Source organism: Vibrio sp. Vb1018, assembly GCF_033338775.1.
GTDB lineage: Bacteria > Pseudomonadota > Gammaproteobacteria > Enterobacterales > Vibrionaceae > Vibrio > Vibrio alginolyticus.
Genome location: NZ_JAWOTI010000032.1, coordinates 1 through 16,853, shown reverse-complemented (window position 1 = coordinate 16,853; position 16,853 = coordinate 1). Strand labels below are relative to the sequence as shown.

The window sequence follows — 16,853 nt, the reverse complement described above, 5'->3', positions numbered from 1 at the left end:
AAAGTTATAGTTATCTGAGCGTATCCATGTGATTGTCGACTGCACAGCTAAAACCGCGAGCCCTTTAATGGCAAGTAACACTTTGGTTTGGTGGTAGACCGCCGCAGGCTTATCAGGGTGTCGCTTTTTATACACGGACGAATAATCTGGCTCATTGGAGATCGGTAATACCCTAATGCCTTCCCAGCAATTAAAACATTGGTTTGCCACGCTAACCTCAAATAGCCCTTTCTTCTTTGCCATTCTTGATAAAAAACACAATTATCGAATGGTAAGTGACCGTTACTGCGATATCGCAGGTTTAAGTCATGAGGAAATCGTCGGCTTAAACGATTGCCAAGTGCTGGGTGAACAGTTTTATAAGAAGCTTGCACCATACTATCAGCGCGCGTTCAAAGGGGCACATGTCGAAGCCGAAATCACGCTCGATGAAACCGACCTTGAAACCAGTCTTCACTTTAGTCTTTCGCCAGTTTTTGAAGGTAACGACATTCGCTTTGTTGTTTTTCACGCTGTCGATACTTCAGAAAAGCAGATACTCGTTCGCTCCTTAGAAGAGTCCGAAAGTAAGTTTGCGAAGTTAACACAACTGCTACCAGACGGCTTACTGCTTATCGAAGATGATATTGTCATCTCTGCGAACCCCGCATCAGCGCGCCTTCTCGGACTTAACTCTCCTCATGAATTGTTGGGCGAAGAGCTAAGTCGTTTATTCATCGATGAAAACAGTAAAAAGGTATTTAGTCATCGATTGAGTACATTAATTTCTGACAAACCTTTTGTCTGCTTAACCAGCGCAAGATGCGGCTTTGAACGGAAAGTTCAGCTACACGCGGATTCCACGGCGATATTAGGTAGCGAATCTCAAATTATCCTAATCCAAGATGCTGATGATGCGCCCAAAAACCTGTCTTCTGCATCGAATGAAGACATACACATTGACTCGCTCACCAAACTCTACAACCGCTTTGGCTTCACCAAACGTTTGGAACAGCTGATCAAAAAGCAAACACCGCTTCTGGTGTTCTATTTGGATATCGATAACTTCAAAAACATTAATGACTCACTTGGTCACCATATTGGCGATAAAGTGATTCAAGAGGTATCGGCCCGTCTTAAACGGTTACTGCCAAACCAAGCGATTATTGGTCATTTGGGTGGCGATGAGTTTGGCGTCATTCTGCCGGAGCCAGAAAACACCCGCATGGCTGAAATTTTGTCCGATCGCATTATCTCGTTGATCAACCAACCTTTCGACTTGCACCACTTCAGTAAACGCCTTGCGTGTTCAATTGGTAGCGTTCGATACCCTGAAGACGGACAAGATGCGCGAATCCTACTACAAAATGCCGATACTGCGATGTATGAAGCCAAAGATCGTGGTAGAAATCGTCTGATCAAATTTAACGATCAAATGAACAAAGAAGCGCGTATGCGTTTGTGGCTTGAAATTGAACTGCAAAAAGCATTGCAGCAGAACGGTTTGGAAGTGTGGTATCAACCTAAGGTTAACGCGCGAGACTTCAGTATCAACGGCGCAGAAGCGCTCGTTCGTTGGAAGCATCCAGTCGAAGGGTACATTAGTCCTGGCTCATTCATTCCTGTCGCCGAGCGCGCTGGGTTAATAGAACACCTTGGACGTGTCGTGATGCGTGATGTTTTCAATACGGTAAAACGTTGGAAGCAACAAGGCATACTGCCAGGCCGTGTCGCCATCAACCTCTCTCCCGAGCAATTTGGCAACCCACAGCTGATCGACTTTATGGAAAAGCTGCTTCGCACTACCGAGCTTGATCCAAGCTGCATTACCTTCGAGCTAACCGAAAGTGCCGTGATGAGTGATAGCGAACATACACTGCAAATGTTGAATGCGATTAAAAAGCTTGGCTTCGCTCTCTCTATCGATGACTTTGGTACCGGCTACTCTTCTCTTTCCTACTTAGCGCGTTTTCCTATTGACGAGCTAAAAATCGACCGCGCTTTTATTAATGATATCGACACACTACCGAAACAAGTCACTGTGATTGAAAACATCATTAATCTGGGTAAGTCGCTCGACTTAACTGTCGTTGCCGAGGGGGTGGAAACCCACCAGCAAGCGACCCTGCTCTCTAACCTTCAATGTAATGCGATTCAAGGATTCCATTTTTATCGCCCGCAGCCAAAACATGAAATTGAAGAGCTGTTTGTACAGAATCGTCGTCACAAGAACTAACCCCGACCCGATACCCTTACTCGCAAGGGGTAAATATCGACTTTATTGAGCTAAACCTAACTTAGGTCAATTTCGCTATTCATAATTCTTCATAAAATGCGGACACCTTTTTATTCTCAATGATTGTGAGCATATGGAACTCTTGTGTCCCGCGGGTAACCTGCCTGCGTTAAAAACTGCGATTGATTGCGGTGCCGATGCCGTCTACATTGGTTTCAAAGATGATACCAACGCCCGTCACTTTGCTGGCCTCAACTTTAACGGCAAAAAGTTAGAAAAAGCGGTGCAATACGTTCATGACCGCAATAAAAAAATTCATGTCGCGTTGAATACCTTCGCTCATCCCAATGGCTTCGAGCGCTGGACGAACGCAGTAGACAATGCAGCGGCACTGGGTGTAGACGCGCTGATTGTTGCAGACATTGCAGTGCTGGAGTACGCGGCTCGCAAATATCCCGATCTAGAACTACACCTTTCAGTGCAAGCATCAGCGACCAACGTCGCAGCCATTGATTTTTACAAACAAAACTTCAACGTAAAACGGGTAGTATTACCTCGCGTTTTATCGATTCATCAGGTCAAACAGCTTTCACGCAACATCACTAGCGATGTCGAGTTAGAAGTCTTTGCTTTTGGTAGCCTTTGCATCATGTCTGAAGGTCGCTGCTACCTATCGTCATATATGACAGGCGAGTCTCCAAACACTGTGGGAGCATGCTCTCCAGCTAAGTACGTTCGCTGGCAAGAAACAGAAAATGGTCTGGAATCCCGCCTTAACGACATTTTGATCGATCGCTACAGCGCCGGTGAAAATGCGGGCTACCCTACCTTGTGTAAAGGTCGTTTCGAAGCAGAAATCGAAGGCGATAAAAAACGCTACCACGCACTGGAAGAACCAACCAGTTTGAACACCCTCTCTATGCTGCCAGAACTATTTGCTGCAAATGTGGCGTCTGTAAAAATTGAAGGTCGCCAACGTAGCCCAGCTTACGTAGAACAAGTCACTCGAACATGGCGAGCCGCGATTGACCGTTACCAAGCAAACCCAGAAGCTTATCAAGTCGAAGCGGCTTGGGATGCCGCATTGGCAAACGTGTCTGAAGGTACGCAGACCACACTTGGTGCTTATCACCGCAAATGGCAGTAGAGGTTAAGATGGATAATTCAATGAAATACGCGCTTGGTCCGCTGTTGTACTTCTGGCCAAAACAAGATATCGAAGCGTTTTATGAACAAGCGAAATCAAGCTCCGCGGACATCATCTATCTTGGGGAAACCGTATGTTCAAAACGTCGAGAAATGAAGCCTTCGCATTGGCTTGAAATCGCAAAAGAGCTGTCTGCATCTGGCAAGCAAGTGGTGCTATCAACAATGGCACTACTAGAAGCTCCGAGTGAAGTAAACATAATGAAGAAGTACATCGACAACGGTGACTTCGCGATTGAAGCAAATGACGTATCTGCTGTTCAATTGGCATCAGAGCATAAAGTGCCTTTCGTCGTTGGCCCTGCAATCAATACTTATAACGCACACACGCTCAACTTATTTTTGAAGCAAGGTATGATGCGTTGGTGCATGCCTGTCGAACTATCTCGCGAATGGTTAAACGATACTTTAGTTCAGTGTGACGAGCTTGGTATTCGTAACAAGTTTGAAGTTGAGGTATTTAGCCACGGTTATTTGCCTTTAGCGTATTCCGCTCGCTGTTTCACAGCCCGAGCTGAAAACCGAGCGAAAGACGATTGCGAAACCTGCTGTATCAAATACCCTACGGGTATCCAGGTCAGCAGCCAAGAAGGACAAGAAGTCTTTAACCTTAACGGCATTCAAACGCAATCAGGGTATTGTTATAACCTGATCAATGACTTACCAAGTATGCAAGGCCTGGTTGATGTGGTCCGGTTAAGCCCTCTTGGTATCGACACTTTTTCAGAGTTAGAGCGTTTTCGCTCAAACGAATACGGCGATAATCCTGAAAAGCTCGAAAGCCACCAATGCAATGGCTATTGGCATCAACTAGCGGGCTTAGAAGTAAAAACCATTTAATCCTTAAAGATAAAAGCGAGGCCTAGCCTCGCTTTTATCTGTTAGCTTTTGTTAGCAGGCTTGCACCCTTGGTTCGACAGAACTCTCATTAAGCAGCTTTTTCACATCTCGCCACAACATACTGATCACGACCAAACTCAATGCAATGTTAGACAATGGGAAAGCTAACCAAATACCTGTCACGCCGAAAAGTTTCGGCATAATGAACAAGAATGGCAACTGGACCAGCATGTTGCCTAGTGTTACAAACATAGCTTTGCTGCCTTTGTTTACTGATTGATAGTACGCGGCCGCCACAACTAAAAAACCATCTAAGAACAACGCAAACATGTGTAAACGAATCCCGATCACGGTGCTATCAATCAACTGTTGGTCAGCATTATTAAACACCGCAACCAGTTCGTACGGGAAAAGGTTCATCAAAACAACGAACGCCACCCCACCAAGCACAGATGTCCCCATCGCGACCTTTAATAACTTTCTGATGTTCTCCTGATTACGTGCACCGTGGTTGAAGCTCACTAAAGGCTGCATACCATTCGCAATTCCTTCGGCTATCAGATAGTAAACCGTCACGATGTACCCCAAAATGGCGTACGCTCCGATCAACATTGCACTTCCGTATTGAGCAAATAACGCGTTGTGCAGTGCCACCATCACAGAGCCGTAGGCGTACATAAAGAAACTTGATGTACCTATCATGATAATCTTTGGTGCAGCATCAACCTGAACTTTGAAGTCGCGGATACGAAGGCGTAATGTTGCTTTTGAAGTAAAGAAGTAACCAATACCGAGCACAGTGACCACTAATTGTGCAAGTGCAGTGGCAATAGCGGCTCCGGTTAACTCCCACTCCAACCAAGCAATAAATACGTAGTCTAATACAATGTTAATAACGGCACCGATGACCATCAAAATCGTTGCTAAGTTCGGGCTGTCGTCATTGCGTAATAAAAACGGAACTGCGATAGAACCCAACGTGAATACGCACGCGACAATCAGAATATGCAAATATTGCAGCGCAAGTTCAAACACTCGCCCTTCCGCACCTTGCCAGCGAATAAATTCATCCGAAAACAAGAACAATATTGTAGCAACGACCGGCATCAATGCCGCTAACAACGTCAATCCGGTCGTTAGGATTCGCTTAGCGCCTTCATGATCGTTCTCTCCTTGCTTGATCGAAGTCAGCGCGCCAGTCCCCACCCCAATCATCATTCCTATACCGAGGATCGAACCGATAATAGGCCACGCAACATTGATCCCAGCTAATCCGTCAGCGCCAACATAACGGCCAATAAAAATGCCATCAACTATTTGATACAAACCGTTTACGAGCATTGCTGCGACGGTTGGAATCGTATATTTCCAAAACTGTCTATAAATTGAGTTTTGCATGACTGTCACCAGTAGTTAGCAAAGCTAACCATTTAATTAGCAAGACTAACTAAATGGTTAAATTAAATAAAAGAAAGATGAAACAACAAAAACTAAACCATACAGCTGAGGCCTTTGCTTTAGTTTAAAATGACTTATTACTCAATGCTTTATTCAATAAAGCTTGTAACTGTTCAGCTTCTTGCTGATTTAATTGTTGCATCATTTGGTCAGAGATATCTTTGTACACTACCTGCTCCAAAGACATTTTTTCTGCGACTTCTTCCGTAAGCAACACACGCTTAGCACGAGCATCCTCATTACATGCGATGCGTTTCACCAAACCCTTTTTTTCCAAACGCACAACCATTGTCGATGCGGAAGGCTTAGTCACTTGCAGCTCTTCTGCAAGATCGGTTATTCGCACACCCTCAGGGTAAACCTGAATCACACGTAAATAATCGAACTCATTAAAGCTTAGATGTGATAATGGATCTTCTTTGGCATAGACACGCCAGGCTTTGGCGCAAAAACGCTCTAAATCAATCAAGCTTTCTTCTAATGCCATAAAGCCACCACCACTTAGTTAGCAAGACTAACTAATTTAAATGAGTCACTCATCAAGTTCAATCATAAAAAAAGCCGCTCTCATCGAGCGGCTCTAAATCATTCAATTTCCAGCTTCTTGGCAGCCTTTAACTTGGCCAATCTATCTTGCTGTAATTGATCGTAAATTTGCGCCAGCTCCAAGAAAGAATAGCGATGCTCAACATAATCGTAAACGTTGAACGAAATCGCGAGCTTATAAAGTGAGATGGCACTTGCGATATCACCTTCAAGCTGATTACGCTTTCCAAGGTAGAAATACGTTTCCGTCAATCGTTCAGCTAGGCGATAGTTCTCTCTCGTTCCATCCATAATTGCTTTAAGCGCGTCTTCGTCCGAGACGTCTCGTAGCATGATAGCAACAAGAACCCATCCCCACTCTTCACTACGATCTCGTAAATAACGCTGTTGAAGATTGGCTTTTGCTTGCTCTGGATTTTGCTCAGCTTCGATGATGTACAGCCATAATGAACGAAAAGGATCCGTAGGCATTTCTTGATAATGCTTGGTCATATCTTCTAAAGCGAGATCGATTCGGCCACCATAATACAGTGCAATCGCACGGTTGCGCTCAGCATAGGTATTATCAGGAGCCAACTCTATGGTCGAGTCAAACGCTTCATATGCCGCATCAAACTCTCCTACTTGGGTAAAGTATACTCCCAAAAGATTGAAGATGTCCGGCTGAGCAGGATTCAACTGCAAAGACTGGTTAAAGTCCAAACGGGCAAGATCACGCAAACCAACGCTGTCGTAGTAGCTACCGCGCTCATAATGCATTTTAGCGCGCACTTCATCACTAAGGTCGGGACGTTGTAGCAACTGCGAGAGACGCGCGATTTGTACTTCTTGTTGAACACTAGGCTGAAGTGGCACCGCCATCGGTGGATATAACCACTTTTGTGCTGATTGTTGAGAAGTATTTGCACAACCGGTCAGCGCGATAGCAACACATAAAATTGCGGTTTGAAACCATTTCACTAATTGATACTCCTGTTTGGACCGCTCAAGATTTGTTTCTCTTAATGCAATATAGGCGATAACCTCGTTTGAGGTTAATACATCGAAACAAACCAAAAAAGGGGAGCGAAAATGCTCCCCTTTTATAACATGCTTTCAGGCCCTTAATCTAATAAAAGGCTGAAAGTCTCATTTTGTCTTACTCGTCTTTAGCAGCCGGTGCTTCAGCAGCAGCTTCTTCAGCTGGCTTTTCTACCGCTTCTTTCATGCTTAGACGTACACGGCCTTGGCGGTCGATTTCAAGAACTTTAACTTGAACTTCTTGACCTTCAGCTAGGTAGTCAGACACTTTCTCTACGCGTTTTTCTGCGATTTGAGAAATGTGTACAAGACCATCTTTGCCTGGAAGAACCGTTACGAATGCACCGAAGTCTGCTAGACGTGCAACTTTACCTGTGTAGATACGGCCCACTTCAACTTCAGCAGTGATCTCTTCGATACGGCGGATAGCTTCTTTCGCAGCAGTGCCTTCAGTTGCCGCAATCTTGATAGTACCGTCGTCTTCGATTTCGATAGTTGTACCAGTCTCTTCAGTTAGAGCACGGATAACTGCACCACCTTTACCGATAACGTCTTTGATCTTCTCAGCGCTGATCTTCATCGTGTGAATACGCGGAGCAAATTCAGAGATGTCTTCACGAGCACCAGAGATTGCTTCATCCATTACAGATAGGATGTGCTTACGTGCGCCTTGAGCTTGGTTAAGCGCAATTTGCATGATTTCTTTAGTGATGCCTTCGATCTTGATGTCCATTTGAAGTGCAGTGATACCAGTGTTAGTACCTGCTACTTTAAAGTCCATGTCACCTAGATGGTCTTCATCGCCAAGGATGTCAGAAAGTACAACGAAATCGTCACCTTCTTTAACAAGACCCATTGCGATACCAGCAACAGATGCTTTGATTGGTACACCTGCGTCCATAAGCGCAAGAGAAGTACCACATACTGAAGCCATTGAAGATGAACCGTTAGATTCAGTGATTTCCGATACAACACGTACTGTGTATGGGAACTCATCAACAGAAGGCATTACTGCAGCAATACCACGCTTCGCCAGTTTACCGTGGCCGATTTCACGACGCTTAGGAGAACCTACAAAACCAGTTTCACCTACACAGTATGGAGGGAAGTTGTAGTGCAGTAGGAAGTGATCTTTACGCTCACCAGTTAGCTCATCGATGATTTGAGCATCACGCTGAGTACCTAGCGTTGCCGTAACGATCGCCTGAGTTTCACCACGAGTGAATAGCGCGCTACCGTGAGTACGAGGAAGAACACCAGTACGTACATCTAGTGCACGAACCATGTCTTTTTCACGGCCATCGATACGAGGGTTACCTGCAATAATACGGCTACGTACTACTGTCTTCTCTAGATCATGGAAGATAGTGTGGATTTCTTTTGTGTCTGCTTCAGGATCTTCAGCAAGAAGAACTTCATTTACTTCCGCAGCGATCTCATGGATGCGGTCGTAACGAGCCATTTTCTCAGTAATTTGGTAAGCTTCAACAAGTTTAGCTTCTGCTAGATCAGCAATCTTATTTTTAAGCGCTGTGTTCTCTTCAGGAGCAACCCAATCCCAAGCAGGAGTTGCAACTTCTGCTTTGAATTCGTTGATAGCTTGAATAGCAACTTGTTGTTGGTCATGACCATAAACAACCGCCGCTAGCATTTCTTCTTCAGTTAGGTTGTCCGCTTCTGACTCAACCATCAGTACTGCTGACTCTGTACCTGCAACAACAAGGTCAAGCTTAGAAGTTTCTAGTTCAGTTTGGCTAGGGTTAAGTACAAGCTGACCATCGATATGACCAACACGCGCCGCACCGATAGGGCCGTTGAATGGAATGCCAGAGATAGCAAGAGCAGCAGAAGTACCGATCATTGTAACGATATCTGGCTGAACATCTGGGTTTACAGACATTACTGTCGCGATAACCTGAACTTCGTTTTTAAACGCGTCTGGGAAGAGCGGACGGATTGGACGGTCGATTAGACGAGCTGTTAGCGTTTCGCCTTCAGAAGGACGACCTTCACGTTTGAAGAAGCCGCCTGGGATTTTACCCGCAGCGTAAGTACGCTCTTGGTAGTTAACCGTTAGTGGGAAGAAGTCTTGACCTGCAACGGCTTCTTTTTTACCTACAACAGATACGAATACAGACGTATCATCCATTGTGACCATAACTGCTGCTGTAGCTTGACGTGCAATAACGCCAGTTTCTAAAGTAACTGTGTGGTTACCGTACTGGAACGTTTTAACAACTGGTTTTTCGAACATTGTTATTCCTTGTTTCTAATCTTCCTTTAGTGCTTAAAGAAATCTTAGATGTGTTAATTGACACTCAAGGCATTACGAATCGCGACTAGTAAAAAGAAACTCGGAAATTCCTTTTGAATAGTCGCGACCTTTTGGTCGACGTGGTTGACTGTAATGCTATGAGCTTTTGAGAAAACCTCTTACAAGGTTTAGCCGCCAGTATTATAACGGCATAAGTCTAATTTGGCTAAATTTAGGCAACAAAAAAGGGGCATAAAGCCCCTTTTTAGACAAACTGCTATGCAGTCGCTGATTAGCGACGTAGGCCTAGACGTTTGATTAGGTCTTGGTAGCGAGCTAGGTTTTTACCTTTTAGGTAATCTAGAAGCTTACGACGACGAGAAACCATGCGTAGAAGACCACGACGGCTGTGGTGATCGCCTTTGTGCGCTTTGAAGTGACCTTGTAGGTGGTTGATAGAAGCTGTAAGTAGAGCTACTTGAACTTCTGGTGAACCAGTGTCGCCTTCGCCTTGTGCGTATTCTGCAACGATTGCTGCTTTAGTTTCTGCATTCAGAGACATAATTCTCTCCTAATAAGAGTAGGTTTAAAGTTGTAGCAGCCAATCTCTGATTCAGCCGCTACGCGAAGCGCGGATTATAGGGAAATTTCCTATCTCGTGCAATATAAAAATACCGACACTCAGGTCGGTATTTTCAATCATTTACTTGGATTCAACGTCATCTCGGAACACGACCAATCGCTTAGGAGCGATTTTGCCATCTTCGTTCATTTCGCCAACGCCAATAAACAAGCGTTCTTCACCCATAGTAAGGCGAAGTGAGCCCTCAGTCGGAGCACCAAATACTTGAACGGGCTGCCCATGTTGGACCATATTCGCCAGTTCAGGCACCAAGTTGACTTCTGGTAAGTCTTCTACCGCTGTATCCATTGGCAAAAGCAGTGGGTCCAGTAGTTCTCGAGGCGCTCGTTCCTCGCGGTGAGCTTGCTCTAGCAACTCATTTAGTTGCTCAAGTGTTACCATATTCTCGTATGGGTATTTAGCAACACCAGTACGACGAAGCATAGTTACGTGCGCACCACAACCTAACATTTCGCCCAGATCATCAACGATAGTACGAATATAGGTACCTTTAGAGCAGTGCACTTCCATCTCTACTTCATCGCCTTCAAAACGGTGAAGAACAATCTCATATACCGTGATCTTACGAGATTCACGCGGAACTTCGATGCCTTTACGAGCGTATTCATACAAGGGTTTACCTTGATACTTCAACGCAGAGAACATGGAAGGCACTTGATCAGATTCACCACGGAACTGATCGATGCACGCTTCTAGCTTGTCTAACGTAACATCGACTGGACGCGTCTCTACAACTTCACCATCCGAGTCAGACGTATTGGTACGTTCACCCAGCTTTGCGATCACGCGGTAGCGTTTATCAGAATCAAGAAGAAACTGAGAAAATTTTGTCGCTTCACCCAAGCAAATTGGCAGCATGCCTGTCGCTAATGGGTCCAAGGCTCCAGTGTGGCCTGCTTTCTCGGCAAAGTAGATTCGCTTTACTTTTTGCAGTGCATCATTGGAAGAGATACCTGTTGGTTTGTCCAACAGTATAACGCCATTAATTGGACGACCTTTACGACGACGAGCCATTATTCTTCGTCCTCACGACCAGAATCTTTTTGCTTTTGTTTGTCTGAACTAACGACTTCAGACACTAGGTTAGACATACGCATACCTTCAACAAGCGTATTGTCATAGTGGAAGCGGATTTCTGGCGTTAAACGTAGACGAATACGCTTACCTAACATCATGCGAATGTGCACTTCGTGCTCACGTAGCGCTGCTAGACATGATTCTGGTGTTTGCTCACCCACACACAGGAAGGTCACAAATACTTTTGCGTAAGCTAGGTCACGAGAGACTTCTACGTCTGAGATCGTCACCATGCCAAGGCGAGAGTCACGAACTTCACGTTGAAGGATCATCGCTAGTTCTTTTTGCAGCTGCTGTGCAACGCGCTGCGTGCGGCTAAATTCTTTTGACATATCTTTACTCTTATATAGAAAGAATGGGGGGTTGGTCAAAGCCAGCCCCCCATGGTGTATTCAACAACCAATTACTACTTATCTTTCAAAGACAATATTAGTAATTTTAGTCAATTAGTCTAGAGTACGTTTAATTTCAACGATTTCGAAGACTTCGATTTGGTCACCAACGCGAACATCATTGTAGTTCTTAACGCCGATACCACATTCGTAGCCATTCTTAACTTCTTGAACGTCATCTTTGAAACGACGTAGTGACTCTAGTTCACCTTCGTAAATAACAACGTTATCACGTAGTACACGGATTGGGTTGTTACGCTTGATCACACCTTCTGTAACCATACAACCAGCGATAGCGCCCAGTTTCGGTGACTTAAACACGTCACGAACTTCAGCAAGACCAATGATCTCTTGCTTGAATTCTGGAGCAAGCATACCGCCCATTGCTTGTTTCACTTCATCAATCAATTGGTAAATGATTGAGTAGTAACGTAAGTCAACAGCTGCGGCTTCAACAGCACGGCGAGCAGAAGCATCTGCACGAACGTTAAAGCCAAGGATGATTGCGTTTGAAGCTTCCGCTAGTACTACGTCAGTTTCCGTAATACCACCTACACCAGAACCAACGATGTTCACTTTAACTTCGTCAGTAGATAGCTTAACTAATGAGTCAGCGATTGCTTCTACAGAACCTTGAACGTCTGCTTTAAGTACAACGTTAAGTTCAGCAACTTCACCAGCAGTCATGTTAGAGAACATGTTCTCTAGTTTAGATTTCTGCTGACGAGCAAGTTTCACTTCACGGAACTTACCAGCACGGTAGTTAGCTACTTCACGCGCTTTACGCTCGTCACGAACTACTGTTGCTTCATCACCTGAAGATGGTACACCTGAAAGACCTAGGATCTCTACAGGGATAGATGGGCCAGCCGAAGTAATTTCTTTACCTAGCTCATCACGCATTGCACGAACACGGCCGTATTCTTGACCACAAAGAACGATGTCGCCTTTGTTTAGTGTACCTGATTGAACAAGTACTGTTGCAACTGGACCACGACCTTTATCTAGGCGAGATTCAACAACAACACCAGATGCCATGCCTTCAGCTACAGCTGTAAGTTCAAGAACTTCAGACTGAAGAAGGATTGCTTCTAGAAGACCATCGATGTTTGTACCCTGTTTAGCAGAGATGTGAACGAACATGTTCTCACCGCCCCACTCTTCAGGAATAACGTCGTATTGAGCAAGCTCGTTCTTAACGTTATCTGGGTTCGCGTCTTCTTTATCGATCTTGTTCACAGCAACAATTAGAGGAACGCCTGCCGCTTTCGCGTGCTGAATCGCTTCTACTGTTTGTGGCATTACGCCATCGTCTGCTGCAACTACAAGAACAACGATATCTGTTGCTTGAGCACCACGAGCACGCATTGCAGTAAACGCTGCGTGTCCAGGAGTATCAAGGAACGTGATCATGCCGTTGTCTGTTTCAACGTGGTACGCACCAATGTGCTGAGTAATACCACCCGCTTCGCCAGAAGCAACGTGTGTGCGACGGATGTAGTCAAGTGTTGACGTTTTACCGTGGTCAACGTGACCCATGATAGTAACAACTGGAGCACGTGGAACTGCTTCCGCGTTAGTGTCACGGTCAGATAGTACCGCTTCTTCCAGTTCGTTCTCTTTACGAAGAACTACTTTATGGCCCATTTCTTCAGCAACAAGTTGTGCTGTTTCTTGGTCGATCACTTGGTTGATAGTCGCCATAGCGCCCATCTTCATCATTACTTTGATAACTTCTGTCGCTTTAACCGACATCTTGTTAGCGAGTTCTGATAGAACGATCGTTTCGCCAATTACAACGTCTTGCTTAGCAACCGTTGCTGACTTATCAAACCCGTGCTGCATTGAAGTCGGCTTAGCAAGTTTGCCCTTACGACCTCTACCGCCACGTTGGTTGTTACGGCCACCGCGAGCTTGGTCGTCTTTACCCGAAGCTGCTTTTTTCTTCTTACGACGACCGCCTTCTACTTTGCGATCTGCTTCATCTTCGGCTTCACGTGCGTATTGTGAAGTCGTTACATGGTAATCTGTATCTTCCATATCACCCTTTTTCTCTTCTGCAGCAGACCAACGCTCTTTATTCTTTTCAGCCAATTCGCGAGCTTCTTCAAGCTTGCGCTGACTTTCCTCTTCAGCCTTACGCTTAGCTTCTTCTTCCTGACGACGTTTAAGCTCGTCGGCCTCTTTTCGCGCTGCTTCTTGCTTAATTTTCTCTTCAGCATCACGCTTTGCTTTTTCTTCAGCATTACGTTGTGCATTCGTATCTACGTCTCGCTTCGCTTTTTCTTCAGCTTCACGTTTCGCTTTTTCTTCCGCTTCACGTTTTGCTGCTTCTTCAGCTTCACGTTTCGCAGCTTCTTCAGCTTCACGTTTTGCAGCTTCTTCTGCTGCACGTTTTGCTGCTTCTTCTGCTTCTCGTTGTGCTGCTTCTTCAGCTTCACGTTTCGCTTCATCTTCAATTGTGCTGCGCTTCACGTATGTACGTTTTTTGCGCACCTCAACCTGAACATTCTTACTCTTACCACCACCCGCGTTCACACTAAGTGTACTACGAGTTTTACGCTGAAGCGTAAGGCGAGTCGGCTCTGAATCACCTGATTTATCACCGTGTTCTTTCTTTAAATGAGAGAGAAGCTTCTGCTTCTCTTCATCAGTAACATTGTCAGAGCTCGCCTTTTTAATGCCAGCGTCAGCAAGTTGTTCAATCAAGCGGTCGACTGGCGTACCAATCTCATCACTCAGTGCTTTAACTGTTAATTGTGTCATGCCGCTTCCTCCTTGCCGAAAATTATGCTTCTTCGCCGAACCAACAGATGTTACGTGCGGCCATAATTAGCTCACCTGCACGTTCTTCGGTCAGGCCTTCGATACCTTCTAAATCGTCAATACCTTGGTCAGCAAGATCTTCCAGTGTCGCTACACCTTTCGCTGCCAATTTAAATGCCATCTCACGCTCAAGACCTTCAAGTGCAAGTAGGTCCTCAGCTGGTTCTAGACCTTCAAAAGACTCTTCTTGTGCTAGTGCGATCGTCGTTAGTGCATCTTTTGCACGTCCACGAAGCTCTTCGATTAGTTCTTCATTCAAACCATCGATTTCTAGTAGCTCGTTAACTGGCACGTATGCGATTTCTTCTAGCGTTGAGAAACCTTCTTCAACAAGAAGTTGAGCGAAGTCTTCTTCAATATCTAGGTACTTCATGAAGTTTTCAATAGATGCTTGTGATTCTTCAGCGTGTTTCTTCTGAAGATCAGCAACTGTCATAACATTCAGTTCCCAACCTGTTAGTTGAGATGCTAGACGCACGTTTTGACCGTTACGACCGATAGCTTGCGCTAGGTTGTCAGCTTCAACTGCGATGTCCATTGAGTGTGCATCCTCATCAACGATGATAGAAGCAACATCAGCTGGCGCCATTGCGTTGATAACGAATTGAGCTGGGTTATCATCCCAAAGCACAATATCGATACGCTCACCACCAAGTTCGCCAGAAACAGCTTGTACACGTGCACCACGCATACCAACACACGCACCTACAGGGTCGATACGTTTGTCATTTGTTTTGACAGCGATCTTAGCGCGAGAACCAGGATCACGTGCAGCGCCTTTCAGCTCGATAATATCTTCTGCGATTTCAGGCACTTCAACACGGAAAAGTTCTGCCAACATTTCTGGCTTAGAACGAGTGATGAACAATTGGAAACCACGTGCTTCAGGCGCGACTTTGTAAAGAAGGCCACGTACGCGGTCGCCTGGACGGAAGTTTTCACGAGGAAGTTGGTCATCACGCAGGATTACCGCTTCAGCGTTATTACCAAGATCAAGCACGATTGTGTCACGGTTTACTTTTTTCACGACACCAGTGATTAGATCACCTTCATTGTCGATGAACTGTTCAACGATTTGTGCGCGCTCAGCTTCACGAACTTTTTGAACGATAACTTGTTTAGCAGTTTGAGTCGTAATACGGTCAAACGTTACTGATTCGATTTCGTCTTCTACGTAGTCGCCAAGCTCGATTGAGTCATCTTCGTATTGCGCTGCTTCTAGTGAGATCTCTTTTGTAGGGTTCTCAACGTCATCAACAACTAACCAACGGCGGTAAGTGACAAACTCACCGGTTTTACGGTCAATGGCAACACGTACGTCGATTTCGATTTCGTATTTTTTCTTTGTAGAAGTTGCTAGAGCAATCTCAAGAGCCTCAAAGATACGCTCACGAGGTACCGCTTTTTCGTTCGATACCGCTTCTGCTACCGCTAAAATTTCTTTACTCATTGTATTTAGCCTCTAAGCTTAAACTTTTTTAGGGAACTAAAATTTAGGGATCAGGTTAGCTTTGGAAATGTTACTTAGAGCAAACTCTTCTTGCTGACCGTCTACAGTAATTGTCACTGTTTCGCCATCAACACCGTGGATAATACCTTTCCACTTACGACGGTTTGCTACAGCCATTTTCAATACGATGCTGACCTCGTGACCAATAAATTGCTCGTAATGTGCTGCTTTAAAAAGTGGTCTTTCTAAACCTGGAGAAGACACTTCTAGGCTGTAAGCAACAGAAATTGGATCTTCAACGTCTAAAACTGCACTAACTTGGTGGCTAACTTCTGCACAGTCGTCTACGTTAATACCATTTTCATGGTCAATGTAGATACGTAACGTTGAGTGCGCGCCTGCACGAATGAATTCTAATCCAACTAACTCATAACCTGATGCCGCTACTGGCGCGTCAAGCATTTCAGTAAGTTGTCTTTCTAAACCAGTCATTTAACCACTCCAGAAACAAAAAAAGGGCTCAGAGCCCAATCAAAAAACCAAGCAGTATCTGAGCTATTTCAAAAAGCTCAGATAACAAAAAACCCCGATAGTCGGGGTTTTATGCTGCTGGACCCTGATACGTTAAGAATAGCCAACAATTGCTTTTCTTAACTCGTAGTGTGGTTAGCACTACGCAAACTTGCCAATCTACGATTTCCTTTTAAGGAAAGAGATTGGTTGCGGGGGCCGGATTTGAACCGACGACCTTCGGGTTATGAGCCCGACGAGCTACCAAGCTGCTCCACCCCGCGTCCGACTTGCTGAGCATTATACTCGCAAACAAGTGATTTACAAGTTTGTAAATACATGGTGCCGAGAGAGGGACTCGAACCCTCACACCTAAGGCACTAGCACCTCATGCTAGCGTGTCTACCAATTTCACC

The 16,853-nt window shown here is 45.1% G+C and carries 13 protein-coding genes and 1 tRNA gene; 3 read left to right on the top strand and 11 right to left on the bottom strand.

Going from position 1 to position 16,853, the window contains the following annotated elements:
- Positions 1–175: 175 nt before the first annotated feature.
- The 3 genes from R7Z10_RS22330 (at position 176) to R7Z10_RS22320 (ending at position 4,261) form a co-directional block, all read left to right on the top strand.
- Positions 176–2,215, top strand: coding sequence for a bifunctional diguanylate cyclase/phosphodiesterase (locus tag R7Z10_RS22330; protein ID WP_005380112.1), 2,040 nt, complete (start codon positions 176–178; stop codon positions 2,213–2,215).
- 133 nt (positions 2,216–2,348) lie between these two features.
- Positions 2,349–3,362 (top strand): peptidase U32 family protein, encoded by a 1,014-nt coding sequence (locus R7Z10_RS22325; protein ID WP_318105970.1) that lies wholly within the window; start codon positions 2,349–2,351, stop codon positions 3,360–3,362.
- A 20-nt stretch (positions 3,363–3,382) separates the two neighbouring features.
- Entirely contained in the window at positions 3,383–4,261 is an 879-nt protein-coding gene (locus tag R7Z10_RS22320; RefSeq protein WP_318105981.1) for a U32 family peptidase, read from the top strand.
- Positions 4,262–4,312: 51 nt separating this feature from the next.
- Here R7Z10_RS22320 and R7Z10_RS22315 read toward each other — a convergent pair whose 3' ends face one another.
- The 11 genes from R7Z10_RS22315 to R7Z10_RS22265 form a co-directional block, all read right to left on the bottom strand.
- On the bottom strand, positions 4,313–5,659 hold the full coding sequence (locus R7Z10_RS22315; protein WP_115386272.1) for an MATE family efflux transporter: 1,347 nt from the start codon (positions 5,657–5,659) through the stop codon (positions 4,313–4,315).
- Positions 5,660–5,783: 124 nt separating this feature from the next.
- A complete protein-coding gene (locus tag R7Z10_RS22310) occupies positions 5,784–6,206 on the bottom strand; it encodes a MarR family winged helix-turn-helix transcriptional regulator (RefSeq protein WP_005380103.1) in 423 nt (140 codons plus the stop codon).
- Positions 6,207–6,304: 98 nt separating this feature from the next.
- On the bottom strand, positions 6,305–7,225 hold the full coding sequence (nlpI, locus tag R7Z10_RS22305; RefSeq protein ID WP_005380101.1) for a lipoprotein NlpI: 921 nt from the start codon (positions 7,223–7,225) through the stop codon (positions 6,305–6,307).
- A 178-nt stretch (positions 7,226–7,403) separates the two neighbouring features.
- A complete protein-coding gene (pnp, locus tag R7Z10_RS22300) occupies positions 7,404–9,539 on the bottom strand; it encodes a polyribonucleotide nucleotidyltransferase (RefSeq protein ID WP_005380098.1) in 2,136 nt (711 codons plus the stop codon).
- 292 nt (positions 9,540–9,831) lie between these two features.
- Positions 9,832–10,101 (bottom strand): 30S ribosomal protein S15, encoded by a 270-nt coding sequence (rpsO, locus tag R7Z10_RS22295; RefSeq protein WP_005380094.1) that lies wholly within the window; start codon positions 10,099–10,101, stop codon positions 9,832–9,834.
- Positions 10,102–10,242: 141 nt separating this feature from the next.
- Positions 10,243–11,196, bottom strand: coding sequence for a tRNA pseudouridine(55) synthase TruB (gene truB, locus R7Z10_RS22290; RefSeq protein WP_213872700.1), 954 nt, complete (start codon positions 11,194–11,196; stop codon positions 10,243–10,245).
- Positions 11,196–11,591 carry a 30S ribosome-binding factor RbfA gene (rbfA, locus tag R7Z10_RS22285; protein WP_005380087.1) on the bottom strand — a complete coding sequence of 132 codons (396 nt, stop codon included), beginning with the start codon at positions 11,589–11,591 and terminating at the stop codon, positions 11,196–11,198. The genes truB and rbfA overlap by 1 nt, the downstream gene beginning before the upstream one ends.
- A gap of 114 nt (positions 11,592–11,705) precedes the next feature.
- Positions 11,706–14,417 carry a translation initiation factor IF-2 gene (gene infB / locus R7Z10_RS22280; RefSeq protein ID WP_005380086.1) on the bottom strand — a complete coding sequence of 904 codons (2,712 nt, stop codon included), beginning with the start codon at positions 14,415–14,417 and terminating at the stop codon, positions 11,706–11,708.
- 22 nt (positions 14,418–14,439) lie between these two features.
- On the bottom strand, positions 14,440–15,927 hold the full coding sequence (gene nusA, locus R7Z10_RS22275; protein WP_005380084.1) for a transcription termination factor NusA: 1,488 nt from the start codon (positions 15,925–15,927) through the stop codon (positions 14,440–14,442).
- 36 nt (positions 15,928–15,963) lie between these two features.
- Positions 15,964–16,419: a ribosome maturation factor RimP gene (rimP, locus tag R7Z10_RS22270; RefSeq protein WP_005386424.1), complete on the bottom strand. Its 456-nt coding sequence runs from the start codon at positions 16,417–16,419 to the stop codon at positions 15,964–15,966.
- A gap of 225 nt (positions 16,420–16,644) precedes the next feature.
- A tRNA-Met gene (locus R7Z10_RS22265) sits at positions 16,645–16,721 on the bottom strand.
- Positions 16,722–16,853: the final 132 nt, after the last annotated feature.